Raw genomic sequence first — 20457 nt, forward strand, 5'->3', positions numbered from 1 at the left:
TGCATTCCTATTCCTGAACCACTCTATTCCAGAGGTTTTGCATGACACTCAGTCCTTTTGCGGGCAAACCGGCACCGGCAGAATTGTTGGTCGACATCCCGCGACTGGTAACGGCCTATTACACTGGCCAGCCTGATGCCGCTATCTCGACCCAGCGTGTTGCCTTCGGCACGTCCGGACACCGAGGCAGCTCGTTCGACCTGAGTTTCAACGAATGGCACGTTCTGGCGATCAGCCAGGCCATCTGCCTGTACCGTGAGGCCCAGGGCATCGACGGTCCGCTGTTTGTCGGCATCGACACTCACGCGCTGTCCACTCCGGCCGGCGTCAGTGCCCTGGAGGTGCTGGCCGCGAACGGCGTCACGGTGATGATTGCCGAGGGTGACGAATACACACCGACTCCGGCGATTTCCCACGCGATTCTTTGCTACAACCGTGGACGCACCTCGGGCCTGGCGGATGGCATCGTGATCACTCCGTCGCACAATCCGCCGCAAAGCGGTGGCTATAAATACAACCCCACCAACGGTGGACCGGCCGATACCCACATCACCAAGTGGATCGAAGCCAAGGCCAACGAACTGCTGAGCAACAAGCTGGCTGGCGTCAAACGCATCAGCTACGAGCAGGCGCTGAAGGCCGGCACGACCCATCGCCACGATTACCTCAACACCTATGTCGCCGACCTGATCAACGTCATTGACTTCGATGCCATCCGTGACGCCAAGCTGCATCTGGGGGTCGATCCGCTGGGCGGAGCGGGGGTGCGTTATTGGTCGGCGATTGCCGAGCATTACCGTCTGGACCTTGAGGTGGTGAACAAACAGGTCGATCCGACGTTCCGTTTCATGACCGTCGACTGGGACGGGCAAATCCGCATGGACCCATCGTCGAGCCATGCCATGCAAGGCCTGATCGGCCTGAAAGAGCGTTATGACGTCGCATTCGCCTGCGACCCGGATCACGATCGCCATGGCATCGTGACCCCGTCCGGTGGTCTGCTGGCGCCGAACAGCTATCTGGCGGTATCGATCGACTACCTGTTCCAGAACCGTCCGCAGTGGCGTGCCGACGCTGCCGTGGGCAAAACCGTGGTCAGCAGCGGCTTGATTGATCGCGTGGCCAAGCGGCTGGGTCGTCGTCTTTACGAAGTGCCGGTCGGTTTCAAATGGTTTGCTGATGGTCTGTTCGACGGTTCGCTGGGTTTTGGCGGCGAAGAAAGCGCCGGTGCCTCGTTTTTGCGCAAGGACGGCGGCGTCTGGTGCACCGACAAGGACGGCTTGATTCCGGCATTGCTTGCCGCTGAAATGACCGCTCGCACGGGTCGTGATCCGAGCCAGGCCTATCGTGCGTTGACCGATGAACTTGGCGAGCCGTTCTCGGTACGCGTCGATGCAAAGGCCAATCCTGAACAGAAAGCCTTGCTGAGCAAGCTGTCGCCAGATCAGGTCACCTCGACCCAACTGGCTGGCGAAGCGATCCAGAGCATCCTCAGCCATGCGCCGGGCAATGACCAGGCCATCGGCGGCTTGAAAGTCATGACCGAGAACGGCTGGTTTGCGGCACGGCCTTCGGGGACTGAGGACATCTACAAGATCTACGCTGAGAGCTTCGTCAGTGACGAGCACCTCAAGCAGTTGGTTGCAGAAGCTCAGACCCTGGTGGATGGCGCTATTTCTGCGAAGTGATTGAGGGACTTGTGGCGAGGGGGCTTGCCCCCGTTGGGTCGCGAAGCGGCCCCGGCATTTCCCCGGCTATACCGCGATATAGATCTGACGACTGCTTCGCAGCCGAACGGGGCGATGGGGCGTTCCGACAAGCCCCCTCACCACAAAGGTTCAGATGTAAAAAGGGGCGACCATCAACGGTCGCCCCTTTTTTTGCCCTGCATTTACCCGATCAAGCCAGATCCACCAACACAATCTCACTGTCTTCGATGGCAGTCACTCGCAACACCTGCTCATCCGCCACCGCCACACCGTCTCGGGCTTGGGCCCGCAAGCCATTGACCTCAATGACCCCGGTAGCTGGAACCAGATAAGCGCGACGACCACTGTCCAGGTGATATTCAGCGGATTCACCAGCCTTCAGGTTCGCCGCCACCAGCCGTGCATCAGCGCGGATTCGCAGGCTTTGATCATCGCCGGACTTGCCACTGGCCAGGGTCACGAAACCTTCGCGCTGACCTTTCGGGAAAGGCTTGGCGCCCCAGGAAGGGGCCAGGCCGGATTCATTCGGAATGATCCAGATCTGGAAGATCCTGGTTTCACCCGCCTCCAGGTTGTATTCGCTGTGGGCAATCCCGGTACCGGCACTCATGACCTGAACGTCGCCCGCTTCAGTGCGACCCTTGTTGCCCAGGTTGTCTTCGTGGGTAATTGCACCTTCACGAACATAGGTGATGATTTCCATGTCTCGGTGCGGATGTTTCGGGAACCCGGTGCCCGAGGCAATCACGTCGTCGTTCCATACCCGCAGGTTGCCCCAGTTCATACGTTCCGGGTCGTGGTACTCAGCGAACGAAAAGTGGTGATGGGCATCCAACCAGCCATGGTGGGCGCCGCCCAGGGATTTGAAAGGTCTGAGTTCAAGCATGATCGTCTCCTGAAAAGGTTCGTCATGGGGCTGAGCGCCTGAGCCACGAAACGAGAACCGGTGGTTGATGGCGGGCATCATCTATCAGGCACCAATCGATAAAAAGCGTAAAAAATGCCTCATCATGATCGAATTAGTTGATGTCAATTAACCTCGAAATATTCTCACCCAGCCTTCACTTCATCGTATAAGCCAATGACCTGTAAGCATTTCACTAGAACTCAACGGCAAATACGGACACCATAGCCCTCGTCAGCCTCACACCCTGGAGTCCGCCCGCGTGCCGCAACACACCCCCGATCTTCCTCCCGAACTTCGCCCCTTGGCCGAGATGCCATTGCTCAAGCGCCTGGCCGCGCGTTTCTTTGGCCATGGCCTGACTCGTCTGCGTGCGCAACACCGTGCGTCGTGGCTACACGGGCAAGCCGATGGTTTTCGCAGTGGCCATAGCGCCGGGGTCGATTACGGCTATAAGGAAGGCAAAGCCGAGGGGTTGGAAGAAGGCCGACAGGTCTTGCTGATCCGCGATTCGCGCTCAACCGAGCACCGGCCACCTAACGTCGACGAAAACTTGTTCGACGATTGGCGTCTGCCTTTGAGCGCCGAGCTGAAGAAGCGGATGAAGGCTGATGTTGCCCGACTGTTGCCCCCTCACGCCCAGCCAAGCGCCGCCCAGTGGAAGATGATTTTCAGCGACACGCCTTCGACGTCGGTGATTGCCGGGGCCGGCGCGGGCAAGTCGACGACGCTGGTACTGCGCATATTGCTGCTGACCCATTACCTGGGCTTCGAGCTGAGTTCGATGACCGTGGTGACCTTCACCCGCGAGTCGCGCAAGGACTTCATCAATAAGCTGATCGAGTTGTTTGCCTTGTGGGATCGGGCCCTGAGCCTCAAAGAGGCGCGGGATCTGGTGCGCACCTTCCACTCGCGAATTCTGCCAATGGTTCGCAGCCTGCCGGGTTTCGAGCGCCTGCAAGCGTTCGAAAACCTTAGCAATCGCGCGCAGAACGGCGATGAGGAGGTCGACAGTAACCCCTTTGACCTGCGCATCAACGACGCCCAGCGTCAGCAACTCAATGCCTGTTTTCACAGCCTGCATACCCGCGATGAGCGTTTTCGCGAACTGATAAAGCCATTGTTCCGTCATGCCTTGCAGCTCAAGGAGCTGGAGCGTGATCACCCCGACGTGCAGAAACGCATGGCGGTGACCGAGTTGGCGGCCAAGCGTGACGAAGAACTCTGCGACACGATTGAAGACCTGTGGTTTCGCGCAGGCGCGTGGCCAATTAAAGGCATCGAGCCCAATCGACAGACCTTCGACATCAATGGTGCGACCTTCCATTGTCACGGTTACATCCCGACGCTGGATGCCTGGGTGGTGCTTGGGTTTGACCCTCGGGAAAATCCGCAGGTTTGCCGCCCGAATGCCAAGTTGACCGTTCGCGCGGAATGGGCAGTAAAGCGCACCCTGTTTCAAGCTTTCTGCCGTAAGCCATTGATATGGATAGATAGTTACGAGTCTTCAAAGCGCATGTTGGCCTCCCTGGCAAGCGACGCCAGCGCCGGGCCGGGCTTCGATTACAAGGTCAAAGGCGAATTGGGATCGGCACCCTTGCTGGACTGTTTTGTGGCCGCCGCCGGGTTTATCGAAAACCTCGGCCTGGATGTTCCGAATGCCGTCAGCCAAATGAGTTTCGCCAAAGATGACCCGGACCGGTTTTTCTTCGAGGCTCTGAGTCTGTTCTGGCGCGCCCTGGAAGATCACTTGCTCGATCAGAAACCTCCGGTGATGACCTACAACCGGATGTTTGCCTTGTTCAGCGAGCATTCTCCGGAAAACCTGAAATTGCTCAGTGATGATCTCCTGAGGCCGCTATCTCATCTGATGATCGACGAATTTCAGGACGTATCGCCACAGATTGTCTCCTGGATCCGTGCCAGTCTGGCCGAGATCCGCAGTCGCGGCCCGGCGATGCACGTCGGGCGTGGTGCGCAACGCTCATCCTTGCTCTGTGTTGGCGATGACTGGCAGTCCATTTATGGCTGGCGTGGCAGTTCGCCGTCGTATTTCATGGAGTTCAACAAGGAATTCCCGTCGCCGAGCACGACTAAAGTAATGCTCAGCGACAACTACCGCAGTCATCAGCACATCATTGATGCCGCCGAGCATATCGTTCGCGCAGCGCCATCGATCGCTGGAAAGAAGGCCAAGGCTACCGGTGAACCCAAGGCACTATTGCCGGTAAACGTCATGGATCGAGACGATCAGGGCATGGCTCAACGCCTGATCCAGCACTACCGACAGGGCGATTCGATCTTAATGCTTTATCGAAAAAGCAGCGATAAGCTATTGATAGAGCAACATATTCAGTCGGTAGTTAATGTGGATTCTAGCTTGCCGTACAACGCTCGCCGCATCAAACAGCTGACATACCACAGCGCCAAGGGCCTGCAAGCTGACGCGGTGTTCTTGCTCGGTGACTGCCAGCACCTGACCAGTTCTCCTTACAAGAACCAGGTCTATCGCATGGCGGGACTTGGCAAGGCTGGCGACAACGAGCCTTACGACAACGCACAAAAAGACGAAATCCTGCGACTGGCGTATGTCGGCATCACTCGGGCAGTGAGTCATTGCTATTGGTATGTCGAAGGTCAGGACACGCAGGCGGCGAATATGCCCAAGGCATCGGACAGGGTTGGCAAGGACAAGCCGTTCTTCGCTGATCATCGCCAGGGTCAACAACTGGCCTGAACCCGAGGCCCACAAAAAAGCCCACATGATGTGGGCTTTTTGTTGGGTGTTTGACCTTCAGGCATAACTCTTGAGGGCCACGGGAGGAATGAAAGACTCAAGTTCGTCTTCCACGGCTTCGATTATTCGTTCTACGTCCGCAGCATTCATCACAGTTGCGCAAGGAATGCCTGCAATGGCGATCATGGTCTCGCCACTGGCTCGGTCAAACAGGCGGGCAATCATGCTGCCCGGCGCGTCCATGCTCGCCTCGAATCCCATGGGATGAAAATGCCAGCGCATCAGCTGGCAGGCGTTTGGAAAGGTAACTTTGCTGAATGACCCTTTATTCATGTGTTGCCCGCCTTCTTCATCGAGCGCTTCCTTTAGCTCATGTTAGGAGGGAAGAGCCTTCAATGGCTCAACCGGTGACTGCCTTTAAAAGTAGCACCCAGATGTGAAAACCATGTGATTTTTTTCAGTCCGTTTGGCGATTGGTCACGTTTTTTTGATGTGGATCACGTGCCGGGCCTGGCTCGACACTGCGCCGATTCGCTCTGGTCATTGAAGCCGTTACCGAACTTCGGCAAGCTCGGTTTTTTTCGCCGAGTCCTTTATGCACGCCGATGATGATGGCCCCCTGCAAACCCAGGCCACGGGCGAGACGGTCATGCGCTACCACCTGTGCTGGAAACACCGGGATCTGGACGGTGTGATGGCGCTTTATCACCCGGACATTCAGTACAACGACTTTTTCCAGAACCGGGTCATGGGCCTGGACGAGTTGCGCGAGTACGTGCGCGGCAGCATGCCGCGTAACCCGGATGAAGCGCTGGAGCATTCGGATCGCATACGCCTGGACGGCAACACAGCGTTCATCCAGTACAAGATGACCTTGCGCGGCGGCGAAGGGCTGGTGTCGTTCCGTTCCAGTGAGGCCATCACGGTGCGCGACGGGTTGATCTGGCGGGTCAACGAATACGCATCCCTGGTGCGCGAACAACCTCAAAGCAGCACCGCTGCGAACGTGCGCCCGGCCGCCAGTCGTCTCGGGCTTTCGCCGCGCCAGCTGAGTTTCATGGCTGAGGACTTGCAACAGTATTTCCAGCGCCAACAGCCTTATCTGGACCCCGAACTCGACCTGCAACGGGTGGCGAAGGAGTGCGGCTACAGCCGTAATCAGATTTCCTATCTGCTGAATCAAGTGCTGGGCCAGAGCTTCTATCGCTATGTGAACCAGGCACGGCTGCAACATTTGCTCGCAGCCCTGGACGCCGTCACGCCGCCGGTGCGCATTGATGAGCTGGCGTTTTCCGCCGGCTTCAATTCGTTATCGGCGTTCTACAGTTGTTTCCGCCAGCTCACCGGGCTGTCGCCCAAGGCTTACGTCAAACAAATTTCTTTGCGTGCACGCGCGCACGACAGTCCCTGAGCCCACGCACTAGGATCGACGCCATCGAAGTTTGAGTGGCGGAGTCTGGCATGTCGGCGTGGCGCACTATCAGTTTGTGGATGGATCAACTCGACGAGCCGTTGTTGGCACGTCCTGCGCTGGAGCACGACCTTGACGTCGACGTAGCCATCATCGGCGCTGGCTACACCGGACTTTGGACCGCGTATTACCTCAAGCGTCTGGCGCCAGGCCTGGACATTGCCATCGTCGAGGCGCAAACCGCCGGTTTTGGTGCGTCGGGCCGTAACGGTGGCTGGCTGATGGGCAACCTGCTGGGCGAAGACCGTCTGCTGGCCGGTTTGCCGGCGGAGCAACGTCGCGCATCCTTCGATCTGCTGCACAACATTCCTGATGAAGTAGAGATAGCCATCGAACGTGAGGGTATCGACTGCGATTATCGCAAAGGCGGCGTGCTGTACTGCGCCGCGCGTTATCCCGAACAGGAAGCCAGCCTGCGCGAATACCTCGATAAGCTGTACAGCCAAGGCCTGACCGAAAGCGATTATCGCTGGCTCAGCCCTGAGCAACTGGCGCAACAGATCAGAATTGCGAAACCCTATGGCGGTATCTATGCACCGCACGTTGCGACCATTCACCCGGCAAAGTTGGTGCGAGGCCTGGCAGAAACGGTCGAGCGAATGGGCGTTAAAATTTACGAAAACAGCGCGGTCACGCAGTGGCAGTCGGGGAGTTTGCGCACCGCCAAGGCTCAGGTTCGCAGCCGCTGGGTCGTGCCGGCGGTAGAGGGCTATTCGGTCACGCTGCCGCCACTGGGCCGCTATCAGCTGCCGGTACAAAGTCTGATTGTCGCCACTGAACCACTGTCCGCCGCGACCTGGGACGAAATCGGCTTGAGCCGTGGTCAGGCGTTCAGTGAAAGCAGTCGGCAAGTCACCTATGGCCAGCGCACGGCCGACAACCGCCTGGTGTTCGGTGCCCGGGGTGGCTATCAGTTTGCCGGCAAATTACGCCATGACTTTGACCTGACCACCAGCGAAGTGGAATTGCGGCGCTACCTGTTCGGCGAATTGTTCCCGCAACTCAAGAACGTGCGGATCACTCACGCGTGGGGCGGCAACCTGGGCATGTCCCGGCACTTCAAGCCGCACATGCTCTGCGATCACGCCAGTGGCATTGCCTTGTCTGGCGGTTATGGCGGGGAGGGCGTCGGCGCCAGCAACCTGGGCGGCAGAACCCTGGCGGACCTGATTCTGGAACGCGATACCGAACTGGTTCGCCAACCCTGGGTCATGCCCCAGGGCGGTCTCGACACACTCAGGGCCTGGGAACCCGAACCCTGCCGCTGGCTGGGTTACAACGCAATCATCCGCAGCTTCGTCCACGAAGACCAGACCCTGGCCAACCCGGCTACGGCCCCTTGGCGCCGCAAGCTGGCGAGCAAGGTGGCGGGATTCATGGAAGGTTTCATGCACTGAACAGCACGTTTTCATCTACAGGCTTAATCGACAGGTACTCCCATGGGCATCACGCAATTCAAGAACACCGCAACACTGGAACTGGAAGAGTCGAACCCCGTCGCCGTGCCGCTGGGAACACCGGTGGCGATGGCTTCGACCACCAGCGTCGAGCGCGACGATGGCGTCGAAACCGGCGTCTGGGAATGCACGCCCGGCCGCTGGCGTCGGCAGATCGTTGCCCAGGAATTCTGTCACTTCATCCAGGGCCGCTGCACCTTCACCCCCGACGACGGTGAAACCCTCTACATCGAAGCCGGCGACGCACTGATGTTGCCGGCCAACAGCCTCGGCATCTGGGACATCCAGGAAACCGTGCGCAAGACCTACGTTTTGATTTTTTGATTTTTGATCCTTTGATTGCCTGCCAATAGCGCTCCAACAAAAAAAACGGCCCATACAGGAATCGACTCATGATCCGAAAGACACTGACCCTCGCACCCTTTGCGCTTGTCGCGTCCCTGAGCCACGCGGCCGAGACCGTCAAGATCTACAACTGGTCGGACTACATCGCCCCGGACACCACTAAAAACTTCCAGAAAGAAACCGGAATCGCCTTCAGCTACGATGTCTACGACAGCAACGAAACCCTCGACGGTAAGTTGATGACCGGCAAATCCGGGTACGACGTGGTGTTCCCGTCCAACCATTTCATGGCACGGCAGATTCAGGGTGGGGCGCTCAAGAAGCTCGACAAGAGCCAGTTGCCGAACTGGAAAAACCTCAACCCGGTGTTGCTCACCGCGTTGCAGACCAACGACCCGGGCAACGAGCATGGCTTCCCGTACCTGTGGGGCAGCACTGGCATCGGCTACAACATCGCCAAGGTAAAAGCCGTACTGGGCGACAACGCGCCGGTGGATTCCTGGGACCTGATTTTCAAGCCCGAGAACATGGAAAAGCTGCAAAAGTGCGGCGTCGCTATCCTCGACAACGGCCCCGAACTGCTGCCTGCCGCGCTGAACTACCTGGGACTGCCGCATCACAGCAAGAACCCGGAAGACTACAAAAAGGCTGAAGCGCTGCTGATGAAAGTCCGGCCATACGTCAGCTATTTCCACTCATCCAAATACACCAGCGACCTGGCCAACGGTGACATCTGTGTAGCGGTCGGTTTCTCTGGCGACATCCTGCAAGCCGAAAACCGAGCGAAAGAAGCCAACAATGGCATCGACATCGGCTACGCCATTCCCAAGGAGGGCGCCGCCATCTGGTTCGACATGGTCGCCATGCCCGCCGATGCCCCGGACGAAAAGGCCGGCTACGCGTTCATGAACTACCTGCTGCGCCCGGACGTCATGGCCAGCATCAGCAATCACGTGCACTACGCCAATGGCAACCAACAAGCCGACAGCCTGATCGACCCAGCCATCAAGAACGACACCAAGGTGTATCCGAGCCCGGAGATGATGGGCAAGCTGTTCGCGCTGGAGGCCATGCCGCTCAACATTGACCGGATTCGGACGCGGGTGTGGAACAAGATTCGGACGGGGAGTTGAGGGTTCATGTTTTGTAGCGATTGCAGCGGGTCGGGCTTGATGGCGACGCTGTAGATTCCGGGCCACCTTTCAATGGATCTGGAGGCAATGGAATGCCTGTTTGTTCAAATGCGGGCCTGCTACGCACTGGCCGTTTTTCTGAGCCAGGACGTATTTATCTGCTGACGGCTGTCGTTGACCAACGGCAGCCGTTTTTTGCTGATTGGCGGTTGGGAAGGCTGGTTGCTTTGCAATTGCGCGAGGCTCAAGAAGGCGGCTGAGCTGAATTGTTAACTGGGTTGTGATGCCGGATCATCTGCATTGCCTGGTGCTACTGCACGACAAGTCATTGGCAGAGTTGATGTGCCGAATAAAATCGCGGAGCAGTTTGGCGGTCAACCAGGCGTTAGGGCGGCGAGGGCGGTTGTGGCAAAAGGGCTATCACGATCGGGCGGTTCGCAGGGAGGAGGGCGTGAAGGATCTTGCTCGATATGTCGTGGCTAACCCGATACGAGCGGGTCTGGTAACACGTGTTCATGATTACCCGCTGTGGGATGCGTTCGGCTGCGAAGCAGTCGTCAAAATCTCACACTTACTACAAATACGTCTGATATCAATCCACTGGCACACATACTAATAAGTCCGAAAAAACGAGACGCCTTCGACAAAAAATAACTTACCCATATTTAATATTTAAATACGCAATTGTCAGACAATTAGTCCGAACACCATCAACTTGAAACTATATTTCGACAGCGCAGGCATTGTTTCCGGGTACTTGCTGGAGCAGAACAATTTGACGTCAAAAAAAATGTAGACGTTTGATTTCGAATTGTGTCAGTTTTCTTTCGCCTTCATTGGGCGAGTGATAGGACGATCTCGCCAGAGATTGTCGCTATCTGACAAAAACTGTTCCATTGCTAAACAAGGAAGTGTGTTTATGTCGAAAGTTAAGAACAACGCTATTGATCTTGCCGAACAGGCTTTTTCGCCATTGCAATCATTGGCTGTGCCCAGTTCCGCGTACAACCAGATCGACAGCTTCAGCCATCAGTATGACCGGGGTGGCAATCTCACGGTCAATGGCAAACCTTCCTATTCCGTCGACGAGGCAGCAACCCAATTGCTGCGTGACGGCGCTGCCTACCAGGACAAGGACGGCAGCGGCAAAATCGAACTGACCTACACGTTCCTGACCTCGGCGTCGTCGAGCACCATGAACAAGCACGGGATTTCCGGCTTCAGTCAGTTCAGCGCCCAGCAGAAAGCCCAGGCCGTGCTCGCCATGCAATCCTGGGCCGATGTGGCCAAAGTCACTTTCACCGAGAAAGCCACAGGCGGCGACGGTCACATGACCTTCGGCAACTACAGCAGCGGCCAGGACGGCGCAGCGGCATTCGCCTACCTGCCTGGCACCGGCGCCGGTTATGACGGTACTTCGTGGTATCTGACCAACAGCAGCTACACGCCCAACAAGACGCCGGACCTGAACAACTACGGTCGTCAAACCCTGACCCACGAAATCGGTCACAGTCTGGGCCTGGCCCACCCCGGCGACTACAACGCCGGTGAGGGCGCGCCGACCTACAACGACGCGACCTACGCGGAAGACACTCGCGGTTACAGCCTCATGAGCTACTGGAGTGAAAGCAATACCGACCAGAACTTCAGCAAGGGCGGCGTCGAGGCGTATGCGTCCGGTCCGCTGCTGGACGATATTGCCGCCATCCAGAAGCTCTACGGAGCCAACACCACCACCCGCACCGGTGACACCACCTACGGTTTCAATTCCAACGCCGGTCGCGATTTCCTGAGCGCGTCTTCGTCGTCGGACAAGGTCGTGTTCTCGGTATGGGATGCGGGCGGAAAGGACACGCTGGACTTCTCCGGCTTCACCCAAAACCAGAAAATCAACCTCAATGAAGCCTCGTTCTCCGACGTTGGCGGCTTGGTGGGCAACGTTTCCATTGCCAAGGGTGCCACCATCGAGAACGCAATCGGTGGTTCGGGCAGCGACCTGCTGATTGGTAATGGCGTGTCCAATGAGCTGAAGGGCGGGGCCGGCAACGACCTCATCTACGGCGCGGGCGGTGCGGACAAATTGTGGGGCGGTACCGGTTCGGACACTTTTGTGTTCGCGGCCAGCAGTGACTCCAAGCCGGGTGTAGCGGATCAGATCCTCGATTTTGTCAGCGGCCTGGACAAGATCGACCTGACCGGCATCACCAAAGGCGCAGGCCTGCACTTCGTGAGTTCGTTCACTGGTGCGGCAGGCGATGCAGTGTTGACCTCCTCGGGCGGTAATAGCCTGTTGTCGGTGGATTTCTCCGGGCATGGCGTGGCTGATTTCCTGGTCAGCACCGTTGGCCAGGCGGCGTTCTCGGACATCGTGGCCTGATACAAGGCTAAAAGGAGCGCGACGCTTGATGCGCCGCGCTCTGTCCTTGCATCGATGTGCACTGTGCGTAAGGCTACACGCCGGAGTTGAAAGTCCTATGACCCTTAACGCCTTTACCTACAGAACGACCGCGTGGCTGTTGGCGACGCTGATGATGTTTCTTGGAGATGTAGCCATGGCAAGCAGCCTGAAATTAGCAGACCCCTCGGAACTCGCCGGGAAATGGCAGGCCACCCTGATAGCCAAGTCGGACTCGCCGGAGTCTCAGGCTTTGCAGGATAAACCGTCGAACGTTTGCGTCATTGAGCTTGTAGCGAACCAGACCCTGGGCGAGGGGGCGGATTGCCTCGGCGCGTGGCTGCATGACACTGCGGTTGGCTGGTTCCCGGAACCGGACGGCATCGCAATCACCGGCAAAGAAGGCTCAAGAATCGTGTTTTTCAGCCGACAGCATGAAGGGCTTTATCAACGCACCTTGAAGTCGGGTCTGATCATTACGCTCCAGCGCGTTGCGCCATAAGCGCAAAGTGCCGACCGACGCAAGTGTTGGATATAAAGCCCGTAGTTGCCGTTAAAAGTGACAGATCAATAACCAGGCTTTTATGTAAAGCATAAAAAGTTGTTGTTCATTTGTAAGCGCTGACTGGCAAAGAATGTCTCGACACGCGTGCGGACAGTTAATTGAAACCTCGCCAAAACAGGGCGAGGAATATCATCTCAGGAAAAATCAATGAAGATGGCGAAGGCCCCAGCCACCGCACCGTTATTCAAGGCACTGGGCGACTATAAAAGCATCCTGATCAGCGTCGGTTGTTTCACCGCGTTAATTAACGTGCTGATGCTGGTTCCGTCGATTTACATGCTCCAGGTCTACGACCGCGTGCTGTCTTCGCAAAACGAAACCACCCTGGCCATGCTGTCGCTGATGGTGGTCGGGTTTTTCGCCTTCATCGGTTTGCTTGAGATCGTACGCAGTTTCATCGTCATCCGCATCGGCAGCCAGTTGGAGCGCCGTTTCAACCTGCGGGTCTATCAGGCCGCGTTCGAGCGCAACCTGCTCAAGGGCGAGGGCAACGCCGGGCAGTCCCTTGGCGATCTGACCCACATTCGCCAATTCGTCACCGGGCCTGCGCTATTCGCGTTCTTCGATGCGCCGTGGTTTCCGGTTTACCTGTTCGTGATCTACCTGTTCAACGTCTGGCTCGGCGTTTTCGCAACCGTGGGCGCAGTGGTGCTGATCGGCCTCGCTTGCCTGAACGAGGCGATGACCAAAAAGCCCTTGGGCGAAGCTGCAGGGTTTTCCCAGAAGTCCAGCCAACTGGCCACCAGTCACTTGCACAACGCCGAAACCATTCAGGCCATGGGCATGCTCGGGGTGTTGCGCAAGCGCTGGTTCCAGGTGCATTCGCGTTTTCTCGGTCTGCAGAATCAGGCCAGCGACACCGGCGCCATCATCAGCTCCCTGAGCAAGACCTTGCGTCTGTGCCTGCAATCCCTGGTTCTGGGCTTGGGCGCTTTGCTCGTGATCAAAGGCGACATGACGGCCGGGATGATGATCGCCGGCTCGATTCTGATGGGCCGGGTCCTGAGCCCCATCGATCAACTGATCGCAGTCTGGAAACAATGGAGCGGCGCCAAGCTCGCCTATCGTCGTCTTGATTCGCTGCTGCAAGCCTTTCCACCGAGTGATGAAGCCATGGCGCTGCCGGCGCCGAAGGGGCAGATCACCTTTGAACAAGTCAGCGCCGGCCCTCCGGGGCAACGTGCCGCGACCCTGCACATGGTCAATTTCAGCCTGGGTGCCGGCGAAGTGTTGGGTGTGCTTGGCGCCTCCGGCTCCGGTAAATCGACCCTGGCCCGTGTGCTTGTCGGCGTCTGGCCAACCCTCGGCGGCACTGTGCGGCTTGATGGCGCGGACATCCATCGCTGGAACCGCGACGACCTCGGTCCGTATATCGGGTACTTACCCCAGGACATCGAATTGTTCAGCGGCAGCATCGCCGAAAACATCGCCCGGTTTCGCGAGGCCGACCCACAACAAGTCGTCGAGGCGGCGCAACAGGCCGGCGTCCATGAGTTGATCCTGCGCATGCCGCAGGGCTACGACACGGTGCTCGGCGAGGACGGCAGCGGTTTGTCCGGCGGCCAGAAGCAACGGGTGGCATTGGCCCGCGCGCTGTACGGCAAGCCAAGCCTGGTAGTGCTGGATGAACCCAATTCCAACCTCGACACCGTGGGCGAAGCGGCACTGGCCGGCGCCATCGCGCAGATGAAAGCCCAGGGCACCAGCGTGATTCTGGTGACCCATCGTTCCTCGGCCTTGGCCCAGGCCGACAAATTGCTGGTGCTCAACGAAGGTCGTTTGCAGGCCTTTGGGCCCAGCCAGGAAGTGCTCAAGGCACTCTCCGGCGCCCAGGAACAGCAACGCGAAAAAACAGCGCAAGCACCGGGCGGGCTCAGCATGAGCCGCCAGTATCAGCCCACGACAAGGAATTCGGGTGTATGACCAGCGCTCGCATGAACACTGAAAACGAAGCGACGATGGAACACGATTACATCGCTGAACGCCCGGAGCGTGATGCGCGTTTCTTCGCCCGCATGGGCTGGATTCTGGCGATCGTCGGCGCCGGCAGTTTCTTCACCTGGGCAAGCCTCGCGCCACTCGACCAAGGCATTCCGGTGCAAGGCACGGTCGTGGTCTCCGGCAAGCGCAAGGCCGTGCAATCGATGAGTAACGGCGTGGTCAGCCGGATTCTGGTGCGCGAGGGCCAAGTGGTTAAGCAGGGCCAGCCGCTGTTTCAGCTCGACCAGACTCAGGTCGCCGCCGACGTGCAATCGCTGCAGGCGCAATACCGCATGGCCTGGGCCAGCCTGGCCCGTTGGCAGAGCGAGCGGGACAACCTCAAACAAGTAAATTTCCCCGCCCAGTTGAGCAACGATCCTGATCCGCGCCTGGCCTTGGTCCTCGAGGGCCAGCGGCAATTGTTCAGCAGCCGCCGCGAAGCGTTTTCCCGCGAGCAGGCGGGCTTGCGCGCCAGCATCGAAGGCGCGAGTGCGCAACTGGCCGGCATGCGCCGCGCACGGACGGACCTGACGGCCCAGGCCAGCTCCTTGCAACAACAACTGAGCAATCTGCAGCCCTTGGCGGACAACGGCTACATCCCGCGCAACCGCTTGATGGAGTACCAGCGGCAACTGTCGCAGGTGCAGCAGCAATTGGCGGAAAACAGTGGTGAAAGCGGCCGGGTCGAGCAGGGCATTCTCGAGTCGCGCCTGAAGTTGCAACAGCACATCGAGGAATACCAGAAAGAAGTCCGCACACAACTGGCCGACGCGCAGCTCAAAAGTGTGACCCTGGAAGAGCAATTGACCTCCGCCGGCTTCGATCTGCAACACAGCGAAATCATCGCTACCGCCGACGGCATTGCGGTCAACCTTGGGGTTCACACCGAAGGTGCTGTGGTCCGCCAAGGCGAAACCTTGCTGGAGATCGTGCCGCAAGGCACTCGCCTGGAAGTGGAAGGGCACCTGCCGATCAACCTGATCGACAAGGTCGGCACCCACTTGCCGGTGGACATTCTGTTCACCGCATTCAACCAGAGCCGTACACCGCGTGTACCCGGCGAAGTCAGCCTGATCTCCGCCGACCAGATGGTCGACGAGAAAACCGGCGCGCCGTATTACGTGCTGCGCAGCAGCGTCAGCGACCAGGCCATGGAAAAACTCAACGGGCTGGTGATCAAGCCCGGCATGCCGGCGGAAATGTTCGTGCGCACCGGTGAACGTTCACTCCTCAACTATTTGTTCAAACCGCTGCTCGACCGGGCAGGCTCCGCGTTGACCGAGGAATAAGGATGTTCGGCTGTATGAATAAGCTTTCAATGCTCACAGCCACCCTGGCGTTGCTGACGTGCAACAGTGTGATGGCCGCCATGGGGCCGTTCGAGATCTACGAGCAAGCGTTGCGCAATGACCCGGTGTTCCTTGGTGCGATCAAGGAGCGCGATGCGGGCCTTGAAAATCGCATCATCGGCCGCGCCGGGCTGTTGCCCAGGATCGGTTACACCTACAACAAGGGCCGCAACACCTCCAAGGTCACGCAAATCAATGAAGGTCGGCCGGACTTCACCGAGGACCGCAACTACAGCAGCTATGGCTCTAACCTGACCCTGCAACAGCCATTGCTCGATTACGAAGCCTACGCGGCGTATCGCAAAGGCGTGGCGCAATCGTTGTTTGCCGACGAAGCCTTCCGCGGCAAGAGCCAGGAATTGCTGGTTCGTGTGCTGGAAAACTACACCAATGCGCTGTTCGCCCAGGATCAGATCGACATCGCGCTGGCCAAGAAGAAAGCCTTCGAACAGCAGTTCCAGCAGAACGAGCAGATGTTCCGTCAGGGCGAGGGCACGCGCACCGACATTCTTGAAGCCGAGTCCCGCTACGAGCTGGCGACCGCCGAGGAAATCGAGGCGCGCAACGAGCAGGATGCGTCCTTGCGCGAACTGGGCGCGCTGATTGGCGTGCCGGCCGTCGACATCACGGACCTGGCGCCGCTGGACCAGAACTTCCAGACCTTCAGCCTGCAGCCGGCCAACTTCGACACTTGGCACGAGATGGCCGTGGCCAACAACCCGAACCTGGCCTCCCAGCGCGAGGCGGTGGACGTTGCGCGTTATGAAGTCGAACGCAACCGCGCCGGGCACTTCCCGAAAGTCAGTGCGTACGCTTCCGTGCGTCAGAACGAGTCGGAAAGCGGCAACACCTACAACCAGCGTTACGACACCAACACCATCGGCATCGAAGTCAGCGTGCCGTTGTATGCCGGTGGCGGGGTGTCGGCGTCGACCCGACAGGCCAGCCGCACCATGGAACAGGCCGAGTACGAACTGGACGGCAAGACCCGGCAAACCCTGATCGAACTGAGGCGGCAATTCAGTGCCTGCCTGTCGGGGGTGAACAAACTGCGGGCTTATCAGAAAGCCCTGAAGTCGGCGGAAGCACTGGTGGTCTCGACCAGGCAAAGCATCCTGGGCGGTGAGCGGGTGAACCTGGATGCGTTAAATGCCGAACAACAACTATTTACCACCCGCCGGGATTTGGCACAGGCAAGGTACGACTACCTGATGGCCTGGACCAAGTTGCATTACTACGCCGGGACCTTGAGCGAGCAGGATCTGGCCAAGGTGGACGAGGCGTTCGGCCAGGGCCCAAGGACCCAATGATTTCCTGACGTAACACCCCTGTGGTGAGGGGATAAATCCCCTCACCACATGTTTCGCCAACTGCACAGATGCGTTGCGGCCCTTAATGGGCAACCAGAATTCTAAAAACGCCAAAAAAGCGAGAAGTGATGAACATGGACGTACAGATCAAGCCGATGTCGGTCGGCACGTTGTTGCTCTGGATTTCAGTAGCGCCCGGCTCGGCCCAGGCGCTTTATCAGGAAACCGGCACCCTGGGCGATGCCGCCAGTTGGCGTACCGCAGAATTCCAGCGCGATTGGGGTCTGGCCCGCATGCAGGCCGATCAGGCGTACGCCGCCGGCATTACCGGTAAAGGCGTAAAAATCGGCGAGCTCGATTCAGGCTTCGATGCGTCCCACCCCGAATTCGCCACCGACCGTTACCACGCGGTGCTGGCCAGCGGCAGTTACGTCGACGGTTCACTGTTCAATGTCGACGGCACCCTCAACGCCAACAACGACTCCCACGGCACCCACGTCGCCGGCACCATCGGTGCGTCCCGCGATGGCACCGGTATGCACGGCGTGGCGTACAACGCGCAGGTCTACGTCGGCAACACCAACAAGAACGATAGTTTTCTGTTTGGTCCCAATCCGGATCCGCACTACTTCAAAGCGGTCTATAACGCCTTGGCCGACGCTGGCGTGCGTGCGATCAATAACAGCTGGGGCAGTCAGCCGCCGGACGTCAGCTATCGCACCCTCGGCGATCTGCACGCCGCTTACGCGCAGCACTGGAACAAAGGCACCTGGCTAGACGAAGCGGCGGGCGTTTCCCGACGCGGCGTGATCAACGTGTTCAGCGCCGGCAACAGCGGCTACCCGAATGCCAGCGTGCGTTCGGCCTTGCCGTATTTTGAACCGGACCTGGAGGGTCACTGGTTGGCGGTTTCGGGGCTGGATCAAAGCAATCAACAGAAGTACAACCAGTGCGGCATCGCCAAGTATTGGTGCATCACCACCCCCGGCGCGAAGATCGACAGCACCATTCCCGACGGCGGTTATGCGATCAAGTCCGGCACGTCCATGTCCGCGCCACACGCCACCGGCGCTTTGGCGTTGGTGATGGAACGCTATCCGTACATGACCAACCAGCAGGCGCTGGAAACCCTGCTGACCACCGCCACCCAACTCGACGGTTCTGTCACCCAGGCGCCGAATACCCGCGTCGGCTGGGGCGTGGCCAACCTTGAACGGGCGATGCGCGGGCCGGGGCAATTGCTTGGGCGCTTCGACGCCAATCTGGGGGCAGGGCAGAGCGATGTCTGGAGCAACGACATCTCGGACAACGCATTGATCCAGCGGCAGAGCGAAGACACCGCCGAACGCAGTGCCTGGCAACAGACCTTGAGCATCAAAGGTTGGCAGAACGGTGTGCCGGCCGGTGCCAGCCAACAGGACCAGACGGATTACGCCGTCGGCATGGCTCGCGATTCAGCCGCCGCCAACCGGGTCTACGAAGGCAGCCTGATCAAGTCCGGTGCCGGTCGCTTGATGCTGACCGGTGACAATAGCTATCGCGGGGCAACCACGGTCAATGGCGGTTTGCTGTCGGTCAACGGTTCGCTGGCATCCCGTGTGACCGTCAATGACAGCGGCACGCTGGGCGGGTCGGGACGAATCGGCGCCCTGACCGCCAACCGCGGCGCTACCATCGCGCCGGGCAATTCCATCGGCACCTTGCAGGTCGCTGGCGACGTGACGTTTGCCCCCGGTTCGACCTACGCGGTGGAGCTGTCGCCGACCGACAGCGACCGCATCATCGCGGGCGGCACGGCCACCGTCAGCGGCGCGACAGTCAGCCTGTCGCTGGAAAACAGCCCGACCTTGCTCAGCACCCACCAAGTGCAAAGCCTGCTCGGTCATCAATACAACATCCTGCAAGCGGCCGGCGGCATTCAAGGTCAGTTCGGTGCGGTGCTGCCCAACTATCTGTTCATTGGCGGCAGCCTCGATTACGCCGCCACCGGTATTCAACTGAGTGTGGAGCGCAACGATACGACGTTCGCCAGCGTCGGCCAGACGCCGAATCAGCGCGCCGTTGCCTCAGCTGTGGAAGGGCTTGGAGCGGGGAATCCGGTTTACGAAAGTCTGCTGCTGTCGCCCACCGCAACGTCCGCACAGCAGGCGTTCCAGCAGTTGTCGGGGGAAATTTACCCGGCGTTGGGCTCGGTGCTGATCAACGACAGCCGTTACTTGCGTGATGCGGTCGGTGAGCGACTGATTGACGCTAAAGGTTCTCAAAGCAATGGCTGGATCAAAGCGTTGGGGGCTTGGGGCAAGACCGACGACCGCCATGACACCGCCGGTTACACCACCTCGATTGGCGGCTTGCTCGCCGGTGTCGATGGCGCGATCGACGAGCAAACCCGCATCGGTCTGGTCACGGGCTACAGCGACAGTTCCGTGAGCATGGGCTCGGGCACCCATTCATCGGCCAAGGTCGACAGCTATCACTTGGGTGCCTATGCCGGCCGCGAGTTGGGCGCCTGGCGCCTGAGTGCTGGTGGTGCCTATAGCTGGCATCGCGCCGACGTCAAACGTGACCTGCAATACGGCGACGTCAGCGCCAAACAGAAAGCTAAAGTCGATGCCGGCACCACTCAAGTGTTCGGTGAGGCGGCGTATCGCCTGAACCTGCAACCGCTGGCGCTCGAACCCTTTGCCAATCTGGCTTACGTGCACCTCGACACCGAAGGCTTCACCGAGAAAGGCGATGGCGCCGCACTGAAAAGCAGTGGCGACACGCGGGATGCGGTGCTCAGCACCTTGGGCGTGCGCGCGTTGAAAACCGTGAACCTGTCCAGCCAGCAGCAACTAGACCTGAGCGGCAGCCTCGGCTGGCAGCACAACCTGAGCAATACCGATGCTGAAGAACATCTGGCATTTGCCAGCGGCAGCACGGCGTTCTCGGTGGAAGGTTCGCCAATGGTGCGTGACGCGGCGCTGATAGGCGCCCATGCCAGCCTGGCCCTGAGCCGGGATGTTCGCGTGAACCTCGATTACACCGGCCAACTGGCCAGCCGCGAGAAAAGTCATGGCGTAGGGCTGAGCCTCAATTGGCAGTTCTGACGCGACCCTT

Annotated in this window: 14 protein-coding genes and 1 pseudogene; 13 read left to right on the top strand and 2 right to left on the bottom strand. The window is 59.0% G+C overall.

Annotated elements, in window-relative coordinates:
• Nucleotides 1–41: 41 nt before the first annotated feature.
• Entirely contained in the window at nucleotides 42–1688 is a 1647-nt protein-coding gene (gene pgm / locus DJ564_RS15725; protein ID WP_109631076.1) for a phosphoglucomutase (alpha-D-glucose-1,6-bisphosphate-dependent), read from the top strand.
• Nucleotides 1689–1899: 211 nt separating this feature from the next.
• Here pgm and DJ564_RS15730 read toward each other — a convergent pair whose 3' ends face one another.
• Nucleotides 1900–2595: a pirin family protein gene (locus tag DJ564_RS15730; protein WP_109631080.1), complete on the bottom strand. Its 696-nt coding sequence runs from the start codon at nucleotides 2593–2595 to the stop codon at nucleotides 1900–1902.
• A gap of 280 nt (nucleotides 2596–2875) precedes the next feature.
• Here DJ564_RS15730 and DJ564_RS15735 point away from each other — a divergent pair, with 280 nt between their 5' ends.
• On the top strand, nucleotides 2876–5350 hold the full coding sequence (locus tag DJ564_RS15735) for a UvrD-helicase domain-containing protein (protein ID WP_109631083.1): 2475 nt from the start codon (nucleotides 2876–2878) through the stop codon (nucleotides 5348–5350).
• A 57-nt stretch (nucleotides 5351–5407) separates the two neighbouring features.
• Here DJ564_RS15735 and DJ564_RS15740 read toward each other — a convergent pair whose 3' ends face one another.
• A complete protein-coding gene (locus DJ564_RS15740) occupies nucleotides 5408–5683 on the bottom strand; it encodes a DUF1652 domain-containing protein (protein ID WP_109631085.1) in 276 nt (91 codons plus the stop codon).
• A 262-nt stretch (nucleotides 5684–5945) separates the two neighbouring features.
• Here DJ564_RS15740 and DJ564_RS15745 point away from each other — a divergent pair, with 262 nt between their 5' ends.
• The 11 genes and pseudogenes from DJ564_RS15745 to DJ564_RS15795 all read left to right on the top strand — a co-directional run bounded on the left by DJ564_RS15745 (nucleotide 5946) and on the right by DJ564_RS15795 (nucleotide 20447).
• Nucleotides 5946–6761 (top strand): helix-turn-helix domain-containing protein, encoded by an 816-nt coding sequence (locus tag DJ564_RS15745; protein WP_109631088.1) that lies wholly within the window; start codon nucleotides 5946–5948, stop codon nucleotides 6759–6761.
• A gap of 50 nt (nucleotides 6762–6811) precedes the next feature.
• Complete coding sequence (locus DJ564_RS15750) at nucleotides 6812–8218, top strand: FAD-binding oxidoreductase (RefSeq protein ID WP_109631091.1); 1407 nt, start codon at nucleotides 6812–6814, stop codon at nucleotides 8216–8218.
• 42 nt (nucleotides 8219–8260) lie between these two features.
• Nucleotides 8261–8602 carry a cupin domain-containing protein gene (locus tag DJ564_RS15755; RefSeq protein WP_109631094.1) on the top strand — a complete coding sequence of 114 codons (342 nt, stop codon included), beginning with the start codon at nucleotides 8261–8263 and terminating at the stop codon, nucleotides 8600–8602.
• A 68-nt stretch (nucleotides 8603–8670) separates the two neighbouring features.
• Complete coding sequence (locus tag DJ564_RS15760; RefSeq protein ID WP_109631097.1) at nucleotides 8671–9756, top strand: polyamine ABC transporter substrate-binding protein; 1086 nt, start codon at nucleotides 8671–8673, stop codon at nucleotides 9754–9756.
• 92 nt (nucleotides 9757–9848) lie between these two features.
• Nucleotides 9849–10294, top strand: a pseudogene (locus DJ564_RS15765) (transposase); the annotation flags it as partial.
• A gap of 381 nt (nucleotides 10295–10675) precedes the next feature.
• On the top strand, nucleotides 10676–12133 hold the full coding sequence (locus DJ564_RS15770) for a serralysin family metalloprotease (RefSeq protein WP_109631100.1): 1458 nt from the start codon (nucleotides 10676–10678) through the stop codon (nucleotides 12131–12133).
• 97 nt (nucleotides 12134–12230) lie between these two features.
• Nucleotides 12231–12653: an AprI/Inh family metalloprotease inhibitor gene (locus DJ564_RS15775; RefSeq protein WP_109631103.1), complete on the top strand. Its 423-nt coding sequence runs from the start codon at nucleotides 12231–12233 to the stop codon at nucleotides 12651–12653.
• A 210-nt stretch (nucleotides 12654–12863) separates the two neighbouring features.
• A complete protein-coding gene (locus DJ564_RS15780) occupies nucleotides 12864–14639 on the top strand; it encodes a type I secretion system permease/ATPase (protein ID WP_109631106.1) in 1776 nt (591 codons plus the stop codon).
• Nucleotides 14636–15985, top strand: a complete 1350-nt coding sequence (locus DJ564_RS15785) for an HlyD family type I secretion periplasmic adaptor subunit (RefSeq protein ID WP_109631109.1) — start codon at nucleotides 14636–14638, stop codon at nucleotides 15983–15985. The genes DJ564_RS15780 and DJ564_RS15785 overlap by 4 nt, the downstream gene beginning before the upstream one ends.
• 2 nt (nucleotides 15986–15987) lie before the next feature.
• Entirely contained in the window at nucleotides 15988–17355 is a 1368-nt protein-coding gene (locus tag DJ564_RS15790) for a TolC family outer membrane protein (RefSeq protein ID WP_109631112.1), read from the top strand.
• Between the two features lie 134 nt (nucleotides 17356–17489).
• Nucleotides 17490–20447: an autotransporter serine protease gene (locus tag DJ564_RS15795; protein ID WP_109636046.1), complete on the top strand. Its 2958-nt coding sequence runs from the start codon at nucleotides 17490–17492 to the stop codon at nucleotides 20445–20447.
• Nucleotides 20448–20457 lie beyond the last annotated feature (10 nt).

It is taken from the genome of Pseudomonas sp. 31-12, assembly GCF_003151075.1.
Taxonomy (GTDB): domain Bacteria; phylum Pseudomonadota; class Gammaproteobacteria; order Pseudomonadales; family Pseudomonadaceae; genus Aquipseudomonas.

Coding starts and splice junctions, on each gene's coding strand:
- DJ564_RS15785 (WP_109631109.1), top strand. CDS start 14,636: ATGACCAGCGCTCGCATGAACACTGAAAACGAAGCGACGATGGAACAC.
- DJ564_RS15760 (WP_109631097.1), top strand. CDS start 8,671: ATGATCCGAAAGACACTGACCCTCGCACCCTTTGCGCTTGTCGCGTCC.
- DJ564_RS15740 (WP_109631085.1), bottom strand. CDS start 5,683: ATGAATAAAGGGTCATTCAGCAAAGTTACCTTTCCAAACGCCTGCCAG.
- DJ564_RS15790 (WP_109631112.1), top strand. CDS start 15,988: ATGTTCGGCTGTATGAATAAGCTTTCAATGCTCACAGCCACCCTGGCG.
- DJ564_RS15750 (WP_109631091.1), top strand. CDS start 6,812: ATGTCGGCGTGGCGCACTATCAGTTTGTGGATGGATCAACTCGACGAG.
- DJ564_RS15745 (WP_109631088.1), top strand. CDS start 5,946: ATGCACGCCGATGATGATGGCCCCCTGCAAACCCAGGCCACGGGCGAG.
- DJ564_RS15770 (WP_109631100.1), top strand. CDS start 10,676: ATGTCGAAAGTTAAGAACAACGCTATTGATCTTGCCGAACAGGCTTTT.
- DJ564_RS15730 (WP_109631080.1), bottom strand. CDS start 2,595: ATGCTTGAACTCAGACCTTTCAAATCCCTGGGCGGCGCCCACCATGGC.
- DJ564_RS15780 (WP_109631106.1), top strand. CDS start 12,864: ATGAAGATGGCGAAGGCCCCAGCCACCGCACCGTTATTCAAGGCACTG.
- DJ564_RS15775 (WP_109631103.1), top strand. CDS start 12,231: ATGACCCTTAACGCCTTTACCTACAGAACGACCGCGTGGCTGTTGGCG.
- DJ564_RS15795 (WP_109636046.1), top strand. CDS start 17,490: ATGGACGTACAGATCAAGCCGATGTCGGTCGGCACGTTGTTGCTCTGG.
- pgm (WP_109631076.1), top strand. CDS start 42: ATGACACTCAGTCCTTTTGCGGGCAAACCGGCACCGGCAGAATTGTTG.
- DJ564_RS15755 (WP_109631094.1), top strand. CDS start 8,261: ATGGGCATCACGCAATTCAAGAACACCGCAACACTGGAACTGGAAGAG.